General features: G+C 60.5%; 14 protein-coding genes. 10 read left to right on the top strand and 4 right to left on the bottom strand.

Features of this window, described 5'->3' with window-relative positions; genetic code table 11:
* The first annotated feature begins 290 nt into the window (after positions 1–290).
* The 8 genes from C443_RS20820 to C443_RS13275 all read left to right on the top strand — a co-directional run bounded on the left by C443_RS20820 (position 291) and on the right by C443_RS13275 (position 8,995).
* Complete coding sequence (locus C443_RS20820; RefSeq protein ID WP_080505483.1) at positions 291–2,708, top strand: methyl-accepting chemotaxis protein; 2,418 nt, start codon at positions 291–293, stop codon at positions 2,706–2,708.
* Between the two features lie 645 nt (positions 2,709–3,353).
* Positions 3,354–4,370: an ABC transporter ATP-binding protein gene (locus C443_RS13305; protein ID WP_005536999.1), complete on the top strand. Its 1,017-nt coding sequence runs from the start codon at positions 3,354–3,356 to the stop codon at positions 4,368–4,370.
* A 19-nt stretch (positions 4,371–4,389) separates the two neighbouring features.
* Positions 4,390–5,235, top strand: a complete 846-nt coding sequence (locus C443_RS13300) for a hypothetical protein (RefSeq protein ID WP_005536998.1) — start codon at positions 4,390–4,392, stop codon at positions 5,233–5,235.
* Between the two features lie 107 nt (positions 5,236–5,342).
* Positions 5,343–6,182 (top strand): LolA family protein, encoded by an 840-nt coding sequence (locus C443_RS13295; RefSeq protein WP_005536996.1) that lies wholly within the window; start codon positions 5,343–5,345, stop codon positions 6,180–6,182.
* A 61-nt stretch (positions 6,183–6,243) separates the two neighbouring features.
* The gene (locus C443_RS13290) at positions 6,244–7,428 is read left to right on the top strand and encodes a LolA family protein (RefSeq protein ID WP_005536994.1); all 1,185 of its coding nucleotides are present in this window, start codon (positions 6,244–6,246) and stop codon (positions 7,426–7,428) included.
* 363 nt (positions 7,429–7,791) lie between these two features.
* Positions 7,792–8,163: an ArsR/SmtB family transcription factor gene (locus C443_RS13285; RefSeq protein WP_044952077.1), complete on the top strand. Its 372-nt coding sequence runs from the start codon at positions 7,792–7,794 to the stop codon at positions 8,161–8,163.
* A 1-nt stretch (position 8,164) separates the two neighbouring features.
* Positions 8,165–8,476, top strand: coding sequence for a DUF7521 family protein (locus tag C443_RS13280; protein WP_005536991.1), 312 nt, complete (start codon positions 8,165–8,167; stop codon positions 8,474–8,476).
* Between the two features lie 69 nt (positions 8,477–8,545).
* Positions 8,546–8,995 carry a hypothetical protein gene (locus tag C443_RS13275; RefSeq protein WP_005536990.1) on the top strand — a complete coding sequence of 150 codons (450 nt, stop codon included), beginning with the start codon at positions 8,546–8,548 and terminating at the stop codon, positions 8,993–8,995.
* Between the two features lie 14 nt (positions 8,996–9,009).
* Here C443_RS13275 and C443_RS13270 read toward each other — a convergent pair whose 3' ends face one another.
* The 4 genes from C443_RS13270 to C443_RS21765 all read right to left on the bottom strand — a co-directional run bounded on the left by C443_RS13270 (position 9,010) and on the right by C443_RS21765 (position 11,422).
* On the bottom strand, positions 9,010–9,210 hold the full coding sequence (locus C443_RS13270; RefSeq protein WP_005536989.1) for a hypothetical protein: 201 nt from the start codon (positions 9,208–9,210) through the stop codon (positions 9,010–9,012).
* Positions 9,211–9,274: 64 nt separating this feature from the next.
* Positions 9,275–9,781, bottom strand: coding sequence for a hypothetical protein (locus C443_RS13265; RefSeq protein ID WP_005536988.1), 507 nt, complete (start codon positions 9,779–9,781; stop codon positions 9,275–9,277).
* Between the two features lie 92 nt (positions 9,782–9,873).
* Positions 9,874–11,142, bottom strand: a complete 1,269-nt coding sequence (locus C443_RS13260; RefSeq protein WP_005536987.1) for an HAD family hydrolase — start codon at positions 11,140–11,142, stop codon at positions 9,874–9,876.
* Positions 11,143–11,278: 136 nt separating this feature from the next.
* Positions 11,279–11,422, bottom strand: coding sequence for a hypothetical protein (locus tag C443_RS21765; protein WP_004590504.1), 144 nt, complete (start codon positions 11,420–11,422; stop codon positions 11,279–11,281).
* 134 nt (positions 11,423–11,556) lie between these two features.
* On the opposite strand from C443_RS21765, the gene mutL reads away from it, so the two are divergent.
* Entirely contained in the window at positions 11,557–13,710 is a 2,154-nt protein-coding gene (gene mutL, locus C443_RS13255; protein ID WP_005536985.1) for a DNA mismatch repair endonuclease MutL, read from the top strand.
* Between the two features lie 79 nt (positions 13,711–13,789).
* Positions 13,790–14,734 carry a sugar kinase gene (locus C443_RS13250; RefSeq protein ID WP_005536983.1) on the top strand — a complete coding sequence of 315 codons (945 nt, stop codon included), beginning with the start codon at positions 13,790–13,792 and terminating at the stop codon, positions 14,732–14,734.
* Positions 14,735–14,830 lie beyond the last annotated feature (96 nt).

Genomic DNA, 14,830 nt, shown 5'->3' with positions numbered 1-14,830 from the left:
CAGTTGGTCTGACTCGCTAAGAGAATTGGCGACGATGCAGGCGAACCCGCCGCAACCGTCCGGGTCCGCAAGTTCATCGACTACGCTATGATTTCCTTATATTGTCTGCGGATATTACCTCGGTACCGCCTTAGATAGTGAATTCTGCCCTTGCTAATACATCATCTGCTCTTATGTCCTTCATGAGTATCAACAAAAATAATCTCGCCAGCAGTTTTAACCATTAGAAATCCTGCTCTACACCCATCTATCATGAGTGCTAAAAGCGAAAACAGAACCCATCTCCAAGTATGAATCTTGAAAATCACCTTCCTAAAGCAATACGTAAGAGCTATACAAGAAAATTCGCGCTATCAGCACTGCTCATTCTAATAGTCGTTGGTTCTATTGGAGGGATAACACAAGCACAGGTTTCTAACGATGTGACAGAGCAGCAACAACAGAACCTCCTAACAAACGCGGAAATGGAGGGAGATAGCTTAGAACAGTGGCTCACTACACAACAACAGAACACGAGGTCGCTATCTGAGCACCGTGGGTTTGCCAGCAACGAAACCAGTGCCCGGGAGACGCTACTTGATAGGGAGGCCGACCTGTCAGCGGATGTCACTGCACTTCACTACATTGAGCGGGAAAGTGGCACGATTATTGCAAGCACAGACTCAGAAGTTGAAGGAGCGGGCATACAAGAAACCAGCATCGTCTGGCCAATGGAGACTGCATATGAGGATTTGTCGTTCAACAATGCAGATGAAGTATCGCGCTCATGGGTATACAGAGATGACGACGGGAAAACAGCTATAGCGTTCATCTCTCCCGTCCCGAATTCAGACCGAGCGGTGGTGCTAGTCACGCACACAAGCGAACGGGCTGAGCGGTTTCGGAACTCGATTAATGGCACGGAAACTGTAGTTGTTGCTGCTGGGACGACCGACGTAGTGTTTGGTCTGAACGAGTCGGCATTACTTTCACCGTACAGTGCACGGGGTTCGGAAGAAATTCTGTCTGCAATTGGCCAACAAAGTAAAGGAACGGTAATCACTCCTGATTCGCTTGTCGCGTTTGCCCCTGTCGGCGGAGGGACTGATTGGGTTGCTGTTAAGCGAGTCCCCAAATCGTCAGCGCTTGCAATCCAACAGAAAGTCACGACCAATGTTGTTGCACTCGTTGGAGTATCGATTGGTGGCTTGCTTCTTTTGGGCTGGTTAGTGAACCGTGGTCCTATCCAGTCAATGCGAGAGCTTACAGACCAAGCAACAGCTGTTGCCAGAGGGAATTTAGATGAGCCAGTGACCGATGCAGGTCGTATTGATGAAGTTGGACAGGTGCGAACCGCATTCAGAGATATCAAGGCGTATCTCGAAGTGGTCGCAGACCAAGCTGACGCGCTCTCAGAGCAACGATTCGACGCCGATGTTCTAGAAGAAGACGTACCAGGCCGTCTCGGCGAATCCCTAGACGGGATGCAAGCCGACTTGGAAGGGTTCATTTCGGACATCACCGAAGCACGAGAGGACGCTCAGCAGGCACAAGCTGAAGCTGAGGATCTGGCAACGTCGCTTGAACGCCGTGCAGAAGAATTTGGTGAAGTGATGGGGCAAGCCGCTGACGGTGACCTGACACAACGACTTGACGAAGACACGGACACCGACGCGATGGGTGATATTGCGGAGGCGTTCAACGATATGGTTGCAGAGCTTGAACGGACAATCGTCAAGATCGAGTCATTTGCCAACAACGTCGATGGCTCTACAGAAGAGATCTCTGCAAGCGCCGCTGAAATCAAGGCGGCGAGTGAGCAGGTAAGCGAAGCTGTCCAAGAGATTGCGACTGGAGCAGAAAATCAAAACGAGAATATCCTGCAAGTTACAGATGAGATGACAGATATGTCGGCGACCATTGAAGAAATCTCTTCCTCGGCGGATGAGGTTGCAATGCAGTCCGAAGAAGCGGCTGAAACGGCTGTGGCTGGTCGAGAAAGCGGTGAAAAGGCGTCGGAACAGATGGCAAATATTGAGCAACAGACAGCGGCAACGATAGAGCAGGTAGAAGAACTTGCTGAAGAGGTAGATCGAATCAACGAGGTTGTGACATTTATCGACGATATCGCCGAGCAGACCAACATGCTTGCACTCAACGCGAATATAGAGGCGGCCCGTGCTGGTGGCGGTAATGACGAAACTGACGGAGAAGGATTCGCCGTCGTCGCTAATGAAGTCAAGCAACTCGCAGAAGAAACTCAGGAGGCGACAGACGATATCAGCTCAATCATCGCCGACGTGCAATCAGTTACTGACAAGACTGTTACCGATATGCAGGAAATTGGGACTCAGATTGAAGATGGACACACAACAGTTGAAGAAGCGACTGATTCGCTGGCCGATATTGCCAGACAAGTCGAATCCGCAAATGATGGTGTACAATCCATTAGCGATGTGACAGCTGAACAGGCCACCTCAAGCGAGGAAGTCGTCGCAATGGTTGAAGAGGTTGGTTCGATAAGCGAGGAGACGACTGCGGAGTCAGAAAACGCTGCGGCCTCTGCCGAAGAGCAAGCGGCGTCAGTCACCGAGGTAACCAATAATATTCAGGGGCTCTCTCAACAAGCCAGTGACCTGCGTTCGCTCGTCGAAGAATTCACTACCTCCGAAGAAGTTACCACCGGAGAGATGGGTGAACAGAGGTTCAGTAATACAGATTCCCCCTAATCCACAGACAATACCTTGACACGGTATTCCTCTCACCCAGATAATTAATCAAAAAGCTGAATCGAGTGGAAAGAACCGCCACATCCGACGCGTGAGGTCACCCCGAAATCGTACCGGGCTGGGGTGCCGCGTTTGACCTCGCCAGAGCGGATGACTGAGTGGACATCTGTAAGCGGATTCCCGGCGTTTGTGGAACTGTATGACACTCACCGGATGATTCTATGATATATGTATCCGTCAACGTATCATTTGCAGTAACTAATCTGCTCGGGAGTCGAGATATCGTAACCGCTCCGCTTGATCCGACTGGGCCCCAACTCAGACAAGGAGCGGCTCATCGCGACCAGTCGGGGACCAACTCTTGTAGTGACTCTCGCCGTCTCCATGGCCTCAGCACTGTACGCGAACTCTTTGGAGATACTGAACCTCTGCTGGGTGTCGGCTGGCAGGCCCACTCGATACACCTTTGAATACTCACTGGCTCGATATCGAACTGTGATGGCGTGTCTGCCACTGTACTGTAATCCTAGTTGATAAACAACGCCACCTGAGAAGACACGAGAAACAGGGGTATAGGCCAGTAACACCAGCAGACCACCGCGGGGCGTGGCTGGCCTTTTGGTTCTGAAGCCCTCAGTGATGGTAATGTCATCCCAGCGCCCTCCGCGGCAGGGCTCGCGGACCACCAAGCAGTCGGCTGCGCCGAGGGACGGAGCAACGCCCGCACTCGCCGTCGAGGGGCTGTCGAAGCAGTTCGGCAGCGGTGCGGACGCGGTGACGGCCGTCAACGACGTGTCGTTTCGTATCGAGCAGGGCACGGTCGTCGGCCTGCTGGGACCCAACGGCGCGGGCAAGACGACGACAATAAAATCAATTCTCGGGCTGGTGTTGCCTGATTCCGGGCGTGTTCGGATACAGGGTATCGACATGAGCGAGCACCCGCGAGCGGCCTACCGTCACGTCGACGGGATGCTCGAAGGGGCTCGAAACGACTACTGGCGGCTGACTGTCAGGGAGAACCTGCGCTATTTCTCGACCATCAAGGGTGTCAAGCCGGATGCCGTCGCCGACCGACACGAGCGCCTGCTGGCGAAACTCGATCTCCTTGAGAAGACCGACGAGGCGGTCCGGGACCTCTCCCGTGGGATGAAACAGAAGGTGTCGCTGGCGAGTGTGCTGGCCAGCGAGTCCGATCTGGTGTTTCTCGACGAACCGACGCTGGGACTGGACGTGGAAAGCTCGCTGACGCTGCGGCGGGAACTGCGCCGCATCGTCGACGAGCGCGACCTCACGGCCGTCGTCAGCAGCCACGACATGGACGTCATCGAGGACGTCTGCGATCGGGTCATCATCATGAACAACGGAGAGATCATCGCAGACGACAGCGTGGCGGCCGTACTCGACCAGTTCACCGCGAACACGTTCGCCGTCACCAGCCCAGACATCACCGACGACCTGCTCGCGACGATCCGAGAGCGCTTCGAGGTGGCCGACGTGACGACCGTCGAGCGAGGTCGGCGCGTCGAGGTAGCGACCGACAGCGACGGGTTCTATCGCCTGCTGGCCCTGTGCCGGGACCACGGCGTGACGCTTACTGGCGTCGGGACGGTCGAACCGGATCTGGAGGACGTGTTCGTCGAAATTACGGGACAGGAACGATGATGGGGGCAGAATCAGGCAGATGACTGCGAGCGCTGATACGCACGCGGACGACAGTGACAGTGCGGATGCCCAGACTGTCAGTGCCGCCATGCAGGCAGGCTATCTCGACCTCGCGCGAGCGGTGCTGTACCGCGAGTACCTCATCTTCGTCCGCTATCCGGCCAACGCCGTCGGCGGCATCGTCATCTCGGTGTTCTTCTTCGGCCTGCTGTTCTACGGCGGTCGGATGCTTGCCGGACAGGCGATAACGGACTCTATCGAGGGTATCATCGTCGGCTACTTCTTGTGGTCGCTGTCCGTCGGCGCGTACCAGTCAATCTCGAACGATATCGGGAGCGAGGCACAGTGGGGAACGCTCGAACGGCACGTCATGACGCCCTTCGGCTTCGCGCCGGTCGCGTTCTGCAAGGGCGTCGCAAAAGTCGTCCGGACGTTCATCACCTCGACAGTGGTGTTGGCAGTGATGCTTGCGATTACCGGCACGACGCTCCAGTTGAACGTCCTTACTGTCGTCGTCGTCGCGTCCCTGACTATCGCTTCCGTGCTGGGGCTTGGGTTCGCTGCCGGCGGCGTCGCGGTGCTGTACAAGCGCATCGGGAACTGGCTCAATCTGCTCCAGTTCGGGTTCATCGTCCTCATCTCCGCGCCCGTGTTCGAACTCGGCTGGACGCGGGTCCTGCCACTGGCCCACGGAAGCGCGCTTCTCCAGCGGGCGATGGTCGACGGGACCCGGCTCTGGCAGTTCTCCGCCGTCGACTTGGGGCTCCTCGTCGGTGTCCCAGCCGGCTACGTACTGCTGGGGTACGTCGTGTTTCAGTACACGACTCGGCGGGCCAGACGACTCGGCGTACTCGGCGACTACTGACGGCGGTAGACAGGAGGTTTTACTTGAGATGCCGGTTATGTGATAGGTAACACTCTCACTCGGGCTGTGCCACAGCGTCGGAGGGTCCCTTGGCCTGCACCTAACACATGGTCACTCGATATCTCTCATCGGAACGGTTGGTCCCCACCATTGCGACAGTGGTCGTCGTTGGTGTGCTAGCCGTTGCGACATGGTCGCTCGTGTTCGCGAGTGACAGCGCCGCCGACCAGCCCCAGATTGGCGGGGACGTACAGCAACGCTACGAGTCGATAGACGGCGTCAGCGCGACCCAGACGACGATAATTTCACAGAACGGGACAATTACGAGCAGAACAACCTACGACGTGACGCTCCAACCAGGGACCCAGAAGAAACGGCTCGTACTCATAAACAGTACGTCACAGGCGAATGATGTGCGGATCTCGGACGGGTCAGTGCTGTGGCTGTACAACGACAGTCGTGGAAGTGTAACACGAATCCCCCACTCCGAGGCGGAGTCCGGCAGAGGTGAGCGGTTACAGCGCCTCTTCACGAAACTCGATGACTCGACAGCGGCTCCCCGGTCAGTTGAACCACTACCCGTTGTCCCTCGAGGCGAGCGGCGTCCGGTCAACCCTACCGAGGGGATGACCGTCAGCTACCGGGGCACGGAACCGGTTGACGGCCGCGAAGCGTACGTCGTCCATGTGACGCCGAGAAACGAGACGAAAGCATACGAGCAAACAGTCTGGGTCGACACACAGCGGTTTTTCCCGGCCAAGCAGCGGACTGCCTGGACGGCAGATGAGAACCACACAGTCGTGACGACGAGGTATGCGAACGTCACGTACGACACCGGTGTTTCCAAGGACGTGTTTTCTCCCGACTTCCCGGAGGACACGGCAGTCAGCGTTCCGGAACGATCGGATAGGAGGTTTTACCTGCGCTGCCAGTTATGTGCTACATAATATTGTCGCCCAGACAGATCAAACGTAGCCAGACAGTCCCCTGCGCCCGATAGCCCGAGATATGGTCACTCGACACCTCACATCGGAACGACTGGTTCTTACCATCGCGACGGTAGTCGTTGTTGGTGTACTGGCTGTTTCGATCTGGTCGCTTGCGTTCGCGAGTACCGGGACCGCCGATCGGCCCCAGATCGATGCGGACGTACAGCAACGCTACCAGTCGATAGACGGTGTGAACGCGACACAGACGACGACGATTACCCGGAACGGGACAGTTGCGAGCCGGACGACCTACGACGCCGCGCTCCAGCCAGGAACCCAGAAGAAACGGCTGGCGGTCGTCAACAGCACTGTCGAGCGATACGACCATCGGGTGTCGAACGGATCGATGCTGTGGCTGTACGACCAGCGCCGCACGAACGCCACACGTATCTCTCTCAGCAGAACTGATTCAGACCAGGGTGAGCGGCTGCAGCGTCTGTTTGCGAATCTCAACATGGAGACGGCAACCGACACGACGGCCGACTCACCGTCGGTTGAGCCGTTGCCCGTTGTTCCCCGCGGCGAGCAGCGGCCGACCGTCTCTGCCGGCACGATGACCGTCAGCTACCACGGTACTGAATCAATCGACGGGCGTGAAGCCTACGTCATTCACGTGGCACCGAAAGACGACACAGCGGCCTACGAGCAGACGGTCTGGGTGGATACAGAGCAGTTCTTCCCGGTGAAAAAGCGCACTGCGTGGACAGCCGACGATGAGCGAACAGTCGTGACGACGACGTACACGGACGTCACCTACGACACCGGCGTGTCCGAGGACGTGTTTACCCCCAACTTCCCCGACAACACGACTGTCAGGGTCCCAGAGACGCCGGACCAACAGACCTACGAATCGGTCGGGGCGCTCGAAGCCGACACCGAGATTCAGGTTCCGAAGCCCGACATCCCGCCGGGGTACGAACTGACCTATGCGACCCAGACACGGGGACGGGTCCACAGCGTCGGCCTCCGCTACATGAACCGAACCAGTCTGATCACTGTTGCCAAGTACGACCGGCTGGCTGACGAAGAGAACGCCAGCGAGGGGATAACAATCGACGGGCAACCGGCGCAGGTCAGCTATGGGCTGACAACATCAGTGTCGTGGAACTGCGAGCGCTACCGGTACAAGATTCGTGGTAGAGGCGTGTCCGCGGACCGACTCGTCATCGTTGGCCAGTCGATCGGCTGTCCCAGCGGCGAGTGAACGCCAACGCTGGCATATCAAGCCGCCGTTTTCTGGGCCAGAAGTTCGACTGCACGTTATATTATGGAACCCCTCCTCAATTCGAGTGCAGCGGCCCTAACAACACCGTGCCACCAGCGCCCTCCGGCGATGGCCGCTGTCTGTCCACCACACTGCCCCAAGGTTCCCCGGAGTGCCACTCTGGGAAGGAATGTGGGCCAAGCCGCCCGTGAACTGGTCCCCTCCCTCGCCCCACCTTCGCCCGAAGGCAATGCCCTGCCCGCGCCGGTCTCCGCTGACACTGCCCCATTCTCTGACGTGGCTGACTTCTGACTCGGAAACTGACAGGACCTTTTATTCAGGGACGGGGCGTTGGTCCAGTACGTGAGTGAGGACCCGGCCGTGGGCGACATCCTCGACCTGCTCAGTGACGAGTACGCCCGGGACATCCTCGCAGCAACGAGTGTCAAACCCATGTCCGCGAAACAGCTCGCCGACCAGTGTGAGATGTCACAACCGACCGTGTACAGACGGGTCGAGTGGCTTCAGGAGTACGGCCTCATCGAGGAGCAGACCCAGATAGAGACGGGCGGCAACGACTACAGCGTGTTCGCTGCCACGCTCTCGGAGTTCTCGCTGGCGCTTGCTGACGGTGACTTCGAAACCGAAATCGAGCGGACCGAACCGCCGGCGTTCCCGGGACAGGACGAACAGGACACTGCGGACCGATTCACAAAGATGTGGGAGAATCTCTGATATGGTCGCCATCGAGACGCTCATGAACTGGCTCATCACCGCCCTGGCGTTTGGCTCGACAGTACTGGGTGGGTACGTCGGCTACCAGGCCTACCGAGGGTATCGGCGACATAATAGCCGTGCAATGCAGTACCTCTCTGTCGGGCTGTTCTGCCTCACTGCGGTGGCCTTCGTCGTCGCGTTCACCGGCTCGGTCCTCCTTCGTCAGGACCTGCTCTCCAGTCAGTTCCAGCAACCGCTGACACTCGTCACTCGCGCCTTCCAGTTCGTCGGCGTTCTCTTTATCGCGTACTCGCTCCACTCCCGGGAGTGAGAGTCGGATGTGGGTTGCAAATCACGGCCATCCCGAACCGCTGAAGATCCTCAGGCGGAAAGAATACCTATGACGCAGACACCGGAGGAGCGGCCGACGGTCCGCATCGACGGGGCTGACCCGATATTGCTCCCTTGGGACGTGGCTCCCGAGCGACTCCCGTTCGATGTCATCTCCGGACCGGTCGCGTTCGAGTGTGCCTCCGGCGACCGTATCGAACGGGAGTACACCGGTATTGCCGTGTTCGAACTGTTAGAGGCGGCGTCGATGCCCGGCGATACGACCCACGTCCAGTTCGAATCGGCAAACGGCGACCTGGCGTGTATCCCGCTCGCCGACCTCAACGGCGCGGTGCTCGCACTGGGTGACGGCCCTGGAACTGAGCCGGGGCGACCGCGGTTCGTCTCGCCCCGCGTGCTCGGCCCGCGAACCGTGAAGAACGTCTGCCGGCTGCGGCCGCGAACGCTTGCCGCCGGCGCTGATCGAGAGGCCTACGAGCGGCTCCCGCTGGACGGCTGACGCTGGACAGCGGACTATTCCAGCAAGCCGATGTCCTTTGCCAGACGATCGGCGAGTTCTTCCAGTACGTCGGGGTCGACCTCAGCGACCGGTTCGCCGTCGTGAAGCTGCTCGTTGTGGCGCGCGACGGCGTCCTCGACATCCTCGAAGGCGACCGATGTCCGCGTCCCGCACTCCTCACACACGGCCGGAATCTCGGGCTGGTCGGTTGTCATTGGCGGCAGTTTACCTCGCTCCCCGATAAACGGACCGGAGCGTCCGCCGGGCATGCGCCGGCAGTCACTCGAGCACGCTCTTCGGCCGCTTGAGGTAGAACGCCTGATCGGTCACTCGTTTGTACACCGCGTACAGCGTCTCGACGGCGGCCGGGTCGGGGTCGAACCGCAGATGCGGGGCCATGTGATACGCTTTACAGCTTGTCAGGAAGAAGTACAGCGTCCGGTGATGGGCCGGCGTCGCGTCGACGACGCCCATCGACTGCCCACCGATGTCGTCCGAAAAGTCGTTGAGCAGACCGGCGATATCGTCGTTCAGTTGCTCATCAGGCCGTGTGAGCGGCGCACCGAGCGTCTGCTGGAGGAACTCGCTCGTCGCCCGCAGGAAGGGGTTCGAATCCATACCCGTCGGGTCCACGGCACTGAAGGCGTCGTACAGGTCGAGCAGCGCCGTCAGTTCGTCGTCGGTCAGCGCGATGGGTTTGACGGGGTCGCCCTGCGAGAGCGAGTAGTCCGGGAAGGAGTACGACTGCGGGTCCGGCACCTGCCCGAACACGTTATCGAGACTCATGGTAGCAGTTCGGCGGGGAGACGCCTAATTGTTGGGTGGGTAGCCCGTGGGACTCAATCGGTCGAGACCATCAAAAAGCGGGGAGTCGTAGCTCACTCGCCCTGCTCGTCCAGTTGCTCGACGAGGCTGATACCGTAGATCGTCCGCAGGACCGTGCTAGCGTCCCCGGCCTCGTACACCAGATCGTCTCGCGAACTGACGTGATCGAGTACGTCGGGCGAGGAATGGGCGGGTGCGGCGGCGATACCGGCGTCATTCTTGTCGACCCAGCGCATCACCCGCAGATCGCTCTTGCTATCGCCCATCACGAGTGCGAACGGGTCGTCGATGCCCAGCACGTCGAAAGCCTCCTCGACGCCGGCAGACTTGTCCAGTTCGAGACTCACGAGTTCGGCCGCGTCGCCCTCGTAGTAGCCCAGATCGACGCGTTCGAGGATGTCGCGGAACGCCGTGGGCGCGTCGTCGATGTCGGCGTCGGTCGAGAGGTCGCCCGCCTCCAAGACGTCGAGGATCTCCGGGTCGCGGCTGAAGTAGGCCCGCGCGTAGCCTGCGGGGTCGTCAACCGCGTCGTCCACCTGTGTGGCGATGGCGTCACCGACCAACCCACAGAGGTAGCGCAGGGACTCGTCGATGATTTCGACGGCGTTGTCGCTGCCGACCTCGGCGTTGGGTTTCAGCGTGACGTTGAATTCGTTGCCCTGGAGGTGACAGCGCTTGCCGACAGCCTCGGGAGCCTCCGAGAGGACCCGCCGGCGGACGGTCTCGAACACGTCCACGACCGCATTGTCGAGGCGTTCGTAGAGAAGTCGCTTGGTGTCCTCGCTGTGTTTGGGCGTGAACACGCCGTTACCGGACTCGTAGACGATGCTCATCTGTCCGGAGGAAACGAGGTCGTTGCCCAGCCCCTGTATCATGAACCCCTTGACGTTCTCCAGAGTCTGGCCGGTACAGACGACGATGGGGACGCCCGCTTCGTGGAACTGCGTCAGGAGATACAGCGTATCGCGGGGGATTTCGTTGTCGGTGTCGCCGGCCGACCGGAGCGTCTCGTCGACGTCCAGCACGAGCACGTTCACCGACCGGTCGTACTTCGAGTAGAGGTCGAGCGCGGTAAAGGCCTCGTCACGGGTCAGCCGGGCCGCGATTTCTGCGTAGGTCTCGCCGGTCCCGGGAAACTCGGCAGTGATATCCGATTTGAGGGCGTCGAGGCGGTCACTGGCGGTTTCCCACTGTTCCAGCGCGACGGTCGAGCTGAGCGGGGGAAACAGGTCGACGAACTCCTGATAGCCGCGCAGCGTCGTCGTGTCTACGCTCTTGTAGAGCCGGTAGAGTTGGTCGTATTGTTCCATGTCGATATCCACAGGATAGTGGCGACTGACGGCGAGCGTACTTTAGCTATCGGGTTTGCGATACTCACACACGACTAACTTGCAGGTCTGCGGTACTCACACGATAAAAAAGCTGGTTTGCCAACACCGCTGCCGAGGGGAAACCCTGCTACGCCTCGTCGCCGCCGTCGGTCAGCACCTCGGTTTCGGTCGCCTCCTCGTTGAGGAAGGATGGCAGTTCCTCCTCGTCCTCGTCAGTTGCCTCGTCGTCCGCCGTCGCTTCGGTCCAAGAGCGTTCTCTGTGGTGGCACATGGGTCGTCACCATGCGAGGGTCAGGACTGTTTTGTGTTAACTATTTTCATGATCAGACTGATAGGCGCGACGAGGGCAGACAGTATCAAGTCGCTTCGCCCGTTAGCCGGTGGCAATCACATGCGGAGGCACGTATGACCGATATCCAGCGACTCGACGACCGGACCGTCGAACGCATCGCGGCCGGCGAGGTGGTCGAGCGGCCGGCCTCCGTCGTCAAGGAACTGGTCGAGAACGCCATCGACGCCGACGCGAACCGGGTCGAGGTTGTCGTAGAGGCAGGGGGTACCGACGGGATTCGCGTCACGGACGACGGTGTCGGGATGGACCGCGAGGCCGTCGAGACGGCCGTCGAGAAACACACGACCTCGAAGATCCGCGACATCGCGGATCTGGAAGGGGGCGTGGGAACGCTCGGGTTCCGCGGCGAGGCCTTGCACGCGATCGGCGCAGTGTCGCGGCTGACGATCCGGACCAGGCCCCGCGGCGGCGACGTGGGAACCGAACTGGTGCTCGAAGGCGGCGACGTCACGTCGGTCGGCCCCGCGGGCTGTCCGGAGGGGACGACGATAGCGGTCGAAGACCTCTTTTATAATGTCCCGGCCCGCCGGAAGTACCTCAAACAGGAGTCGACGGAGTTCGCACACGTCAACACCGTCGTCGCCAGTTACGCGCTGGCTAACCCGGACGTGGCGGTCTCGCTGACCCACGGCGACCGCGAGACGTTCTCGACGACCGGCCAGGGCGACCTGCGCGAGACGGTAATGTCCGTCTACGGCCGGGAAGTGGCCGAGTCGATGATTTCGGTCGGTGCGGGTTCGGAAGGGAACGCGGAGGGCGACGAGACAGACAGTTTCCCAGACGGACCGCTTGACGGCGTCCACGGCCTCGTCTCCCATCCTGAGACGAACCGCGCCGGCCGCGAGTACCTCTCGACGTACGTCAACGGTCGCTACGTCAGGGCCGGTACCGTTCGCGACGCCGTCATCGATGCCTACGGCACCCAAATCGCGCCGGACCGCTACCCCTTCGCCGTCCTCTTTCTGGACGTGCCCGCGGGCGACGTGGACGTGAACGTCCATCCCCGGAAAATGGAGGTCCGCTTCGCCGACGACGAGGGCGTTCGCGAGCAGGTCCGGACTGCAGTCGAAGATGCGCTGTTACGGGAAGGGCTGCTGCGCTCGACAGCACCACGCGGTCGGTCGGCACCTGAGCAGACAGAGATAACGCCGGAGTCGGACGAAGCGAGCGACAGCGAGCGACAGCCGTCGCGTCCGGACGGCCGGGACACCACGGACGAAACAGCAGCGTCAGCGCGGACGGACGGCACAACAGCGGAGAGCAGTGCTGATACGACAGTACAGGGGTCGGATACTGATCCCACAGAGCGACCTAGTGGTTCCCAGACCGAGACAACGGGTCACCGGTCCACTGACACGACCCCATCAGATCAATCAGTCGACACGAAACGGGCCTCCCCGGCCGAGGCGAAAGACGACGCGCCGGGCGAATCCGAGGCGCGACAGACAAGGGGTAGCGTTTCGGGTGGAGATAGCGCCGGTGAACGCACCGACGCATCCGCGGCGGGCCAGGCAGAGACGGAGCGCGGGGAACGGAAGTTCACCGGCGGTCAGGAGCAGGCACGTCTCGGCGACGAACCGGACGCGACCCACGAATCGCTGCCCTCGATGCGGATTCTCGGACAGTTAGCCGACACCTACGTCGTCGCGGAGACGGACGACGGCCTCGTACTGGTCGACCAGCACGCAGCCGACGAGCGGGTCAACTACGAACGGCTCAAGGCCAAGTTCGAAGGCGAAACGACGACACAGGCACTTGCTACCCCGGTCGAACTGGAACTGACCGCCCGCGAAGCTGAGGTGTTCGACCGGCGCAGCGACGCGCTGGCGAGTCTGGGGTTCCACACGGCGCGGACGGGTGAGCGAAGCGTCGAGGTCCGAACTCTCCCGGGCGTCATCGCCGATGCGGCCGGTCCCGACATCGTCAGGGATGTACTGGGTGCGTTTGTCGCCGGCGACGACGAAGCGGCGGCGACGGTGGAGGCAGCGGCTGACGAACTGCTCGGCGACCTGGCGTGTTACCCCTCTGTGACCGGGAATACGTCACTCACTGAGGGCTCTGTCAGGGAGTTGCTCACTGCGCTGGACGAATGTGAGAACCCCTACGCGTGCCCCCACGGGCGACCGACGATCATTCACATCGACCGGCAAGAGCTCGAAGACCGGTTCGAGCGTGATTATCCCGGACACGGCGGTCGGCGACGATAGCGAGGGAAGACGGCCCGTCCCCGGCACAGCAGTCGATACAGCCGATTAAACTAAACCTCCGTCCCCCGATGCACGCGGTATGTCACTCGTAACGTTCGGCGAGACCGCTCTCAGATTTGCACCCCCAGACGGACAGCGGTTCGAAACGGCCCGCGAGGCGACGATTCGCGTCGACGGGACCGCGAGCGGTGTCGCGGCGACGGCCGGCCGACTCGGGGCTGACGCACGGTGGCTATCGAAGGTTCCGGACACACCACTGGGGCGGCGCGTCGTCGCGGAGCTCCACGAGTTCGGGCTGGAGACGGACGTTGTCTGGGCAGACCCGGACGCCGGACGACAGGGGCTCACGTTCCACGAGGACGCGGACCCACCCCGTGCCGAGCGGCTGCTACAGGACCGCAGCAACACCGCGATGGCGACGCTGACCCCCGGCGAGCTGCCGATGGGCGAGATACAGAACGCGGACGTGGTGTTCACTTCGGGCGCAACCCTCTCACTGTCTGACACAGCCGCCGACACGACAGGGGCATTGCTCAGAGCGGCCGCAGGGATGCGGGCATTCGATCTCGATTTCCATCCCGGGCTGTGGGACGCCGAGGATGCCCAGGACGCGCTTTCGGACCTGCTGCCGGCCGTCGATACCCTCTTTGCCGCCGAAGAGCAGGTTTCCGAGGTGTTTGATACGACAGGGAGTCCGCGCGAAGTCGTGCACACACTCGCAACGGAGTACGATCTCACCCGCGTGATTCTCACGCGGAGCGAGTACGGTGCGGTGGCCTACCACGACGGCGTCATTCACGAGCAGGATGCCATCGAGACGTCGGCAGTGGACGAATCGGGACAACACGAGGCCTTCATCGGTGCGACGCTCCAGCAACTGGCCGCCGGTGCCGACACGGACGAAGCGCTGCTCCACGGTGTTGCGGCGGCAGCGCTCTCTCGAACACTGTCCGGACCGTTGACGCCGCTCGAACCGTCCGAAGTCGAGCGGCTCGTCGATTCACAGCAGTCTAGACGGCCGTAGGGAGTCCCTACCGGCAGTACTGATTTACGTCCACTCTTTTATTAATCAGGTATGCTCGGTCACCGTACCATGTTAACAACTGTAGTGCTGACACTA

The sequence above is a fragment of the Haloarcula argentinensis DSM 12282 genome (genome assembly GCA_000336895.1).
Classification (GTDB): domain Archaea; phylum Halobacteriota; class Halobacteria; order Halobacteriales; family Haloarculaceae; genus Haloarcula; species Haloarcula argentinensis.
Note: the sequence above shows the minus strand (reverse complement) of the source record. Positions and strands in the feature narration are given on the sequence as shown.

Excerpts from the sequence above, each read along its gene's own strand:
- C443_RS20820 (WP_080505483.1), top strand. The coding sequence starts at position 291 with ATGAATCTTGAAAATCACCTTCCTAAAGCAATACGTAAGAGCTATACA.
- C443_RS13275 (WP_005536990.1), top strand. The coding sequence starts at position 8,546 with ATGACGCAGACACCGGAGGAGCGGCCGACGGTCCGCATCGACGGGGCT.
- C443_RS13265 (WP_005536988.1), bottom strand. The coding sequence starts at position 9,781 with ATGAGTCTCGATAACGTGTTCGGGCAGGTGCCGGACCCGCAGTCGTAC.
- C443_RS21765 (WP_004590504.1), bottom strand. The coding sequence starts at position 11,422 with ATGTGCCACCACAGAGAACGCTCTTGGACCGAAGCGACGGCGGACGAC.
- C443_RS13295 (WP_005536996.1), top strand. The coding sequence starts at position 5,343 with ATGGTCACTCGATATCTCTCATCGGAACGGTTGGTCCCCACCATTGCG.
- mutL (WP_005536985.1), top strand. The coding sequence starts at position 11,557 with ATGACCGATATCCAGCGACTCGACGACCGGACCGTCGAACGCATCGCG.
- C443_RS13280 (WP_005536991.1), top strand. The coding sequence starts at position 8,165 with ATGGTCGCCATCGAGACGCTCATGAACTGGCTCATCACCGCCCTGGCG.
- C443_RS13250 (WP_005536983.1), top strand. The coding sequence starts at position 13,790 with ATGTCACTCGTAACGTTCGGCGAGACCGCTCTCAGATTTGCACCCCCA.
- C443_RS13300 (WP_005536998.1), top strand. The coding sequence starts at position 4,390 with ATGACTGCGAGCGCTGATACGCACGCGGACGACAGTGACAGTGCGGAT.
- C443_RS13270 (WP_005536989.1), bottom strand. The coding sequence starts at position 9,210 with ATGACAACCGACCAGCCCGAGATTCCGGCCGTGTGTGAGGAGTGCGGG.
- C443_RS13290 (WP_005536994.1), top strand. The coding sequence starts at position 6,244 with ATGGTCACTCGACACCTCACATCGGAACGACTGGTTCTTACCATCGCG.
- C443_RS13305 (WP_005536999.1), top strand. The coding sequence starts at position 3,354 with ATGTCATCCCAGCGCCCTCCGCGGCAGGGCTCGCGGACCACCAAGCAG.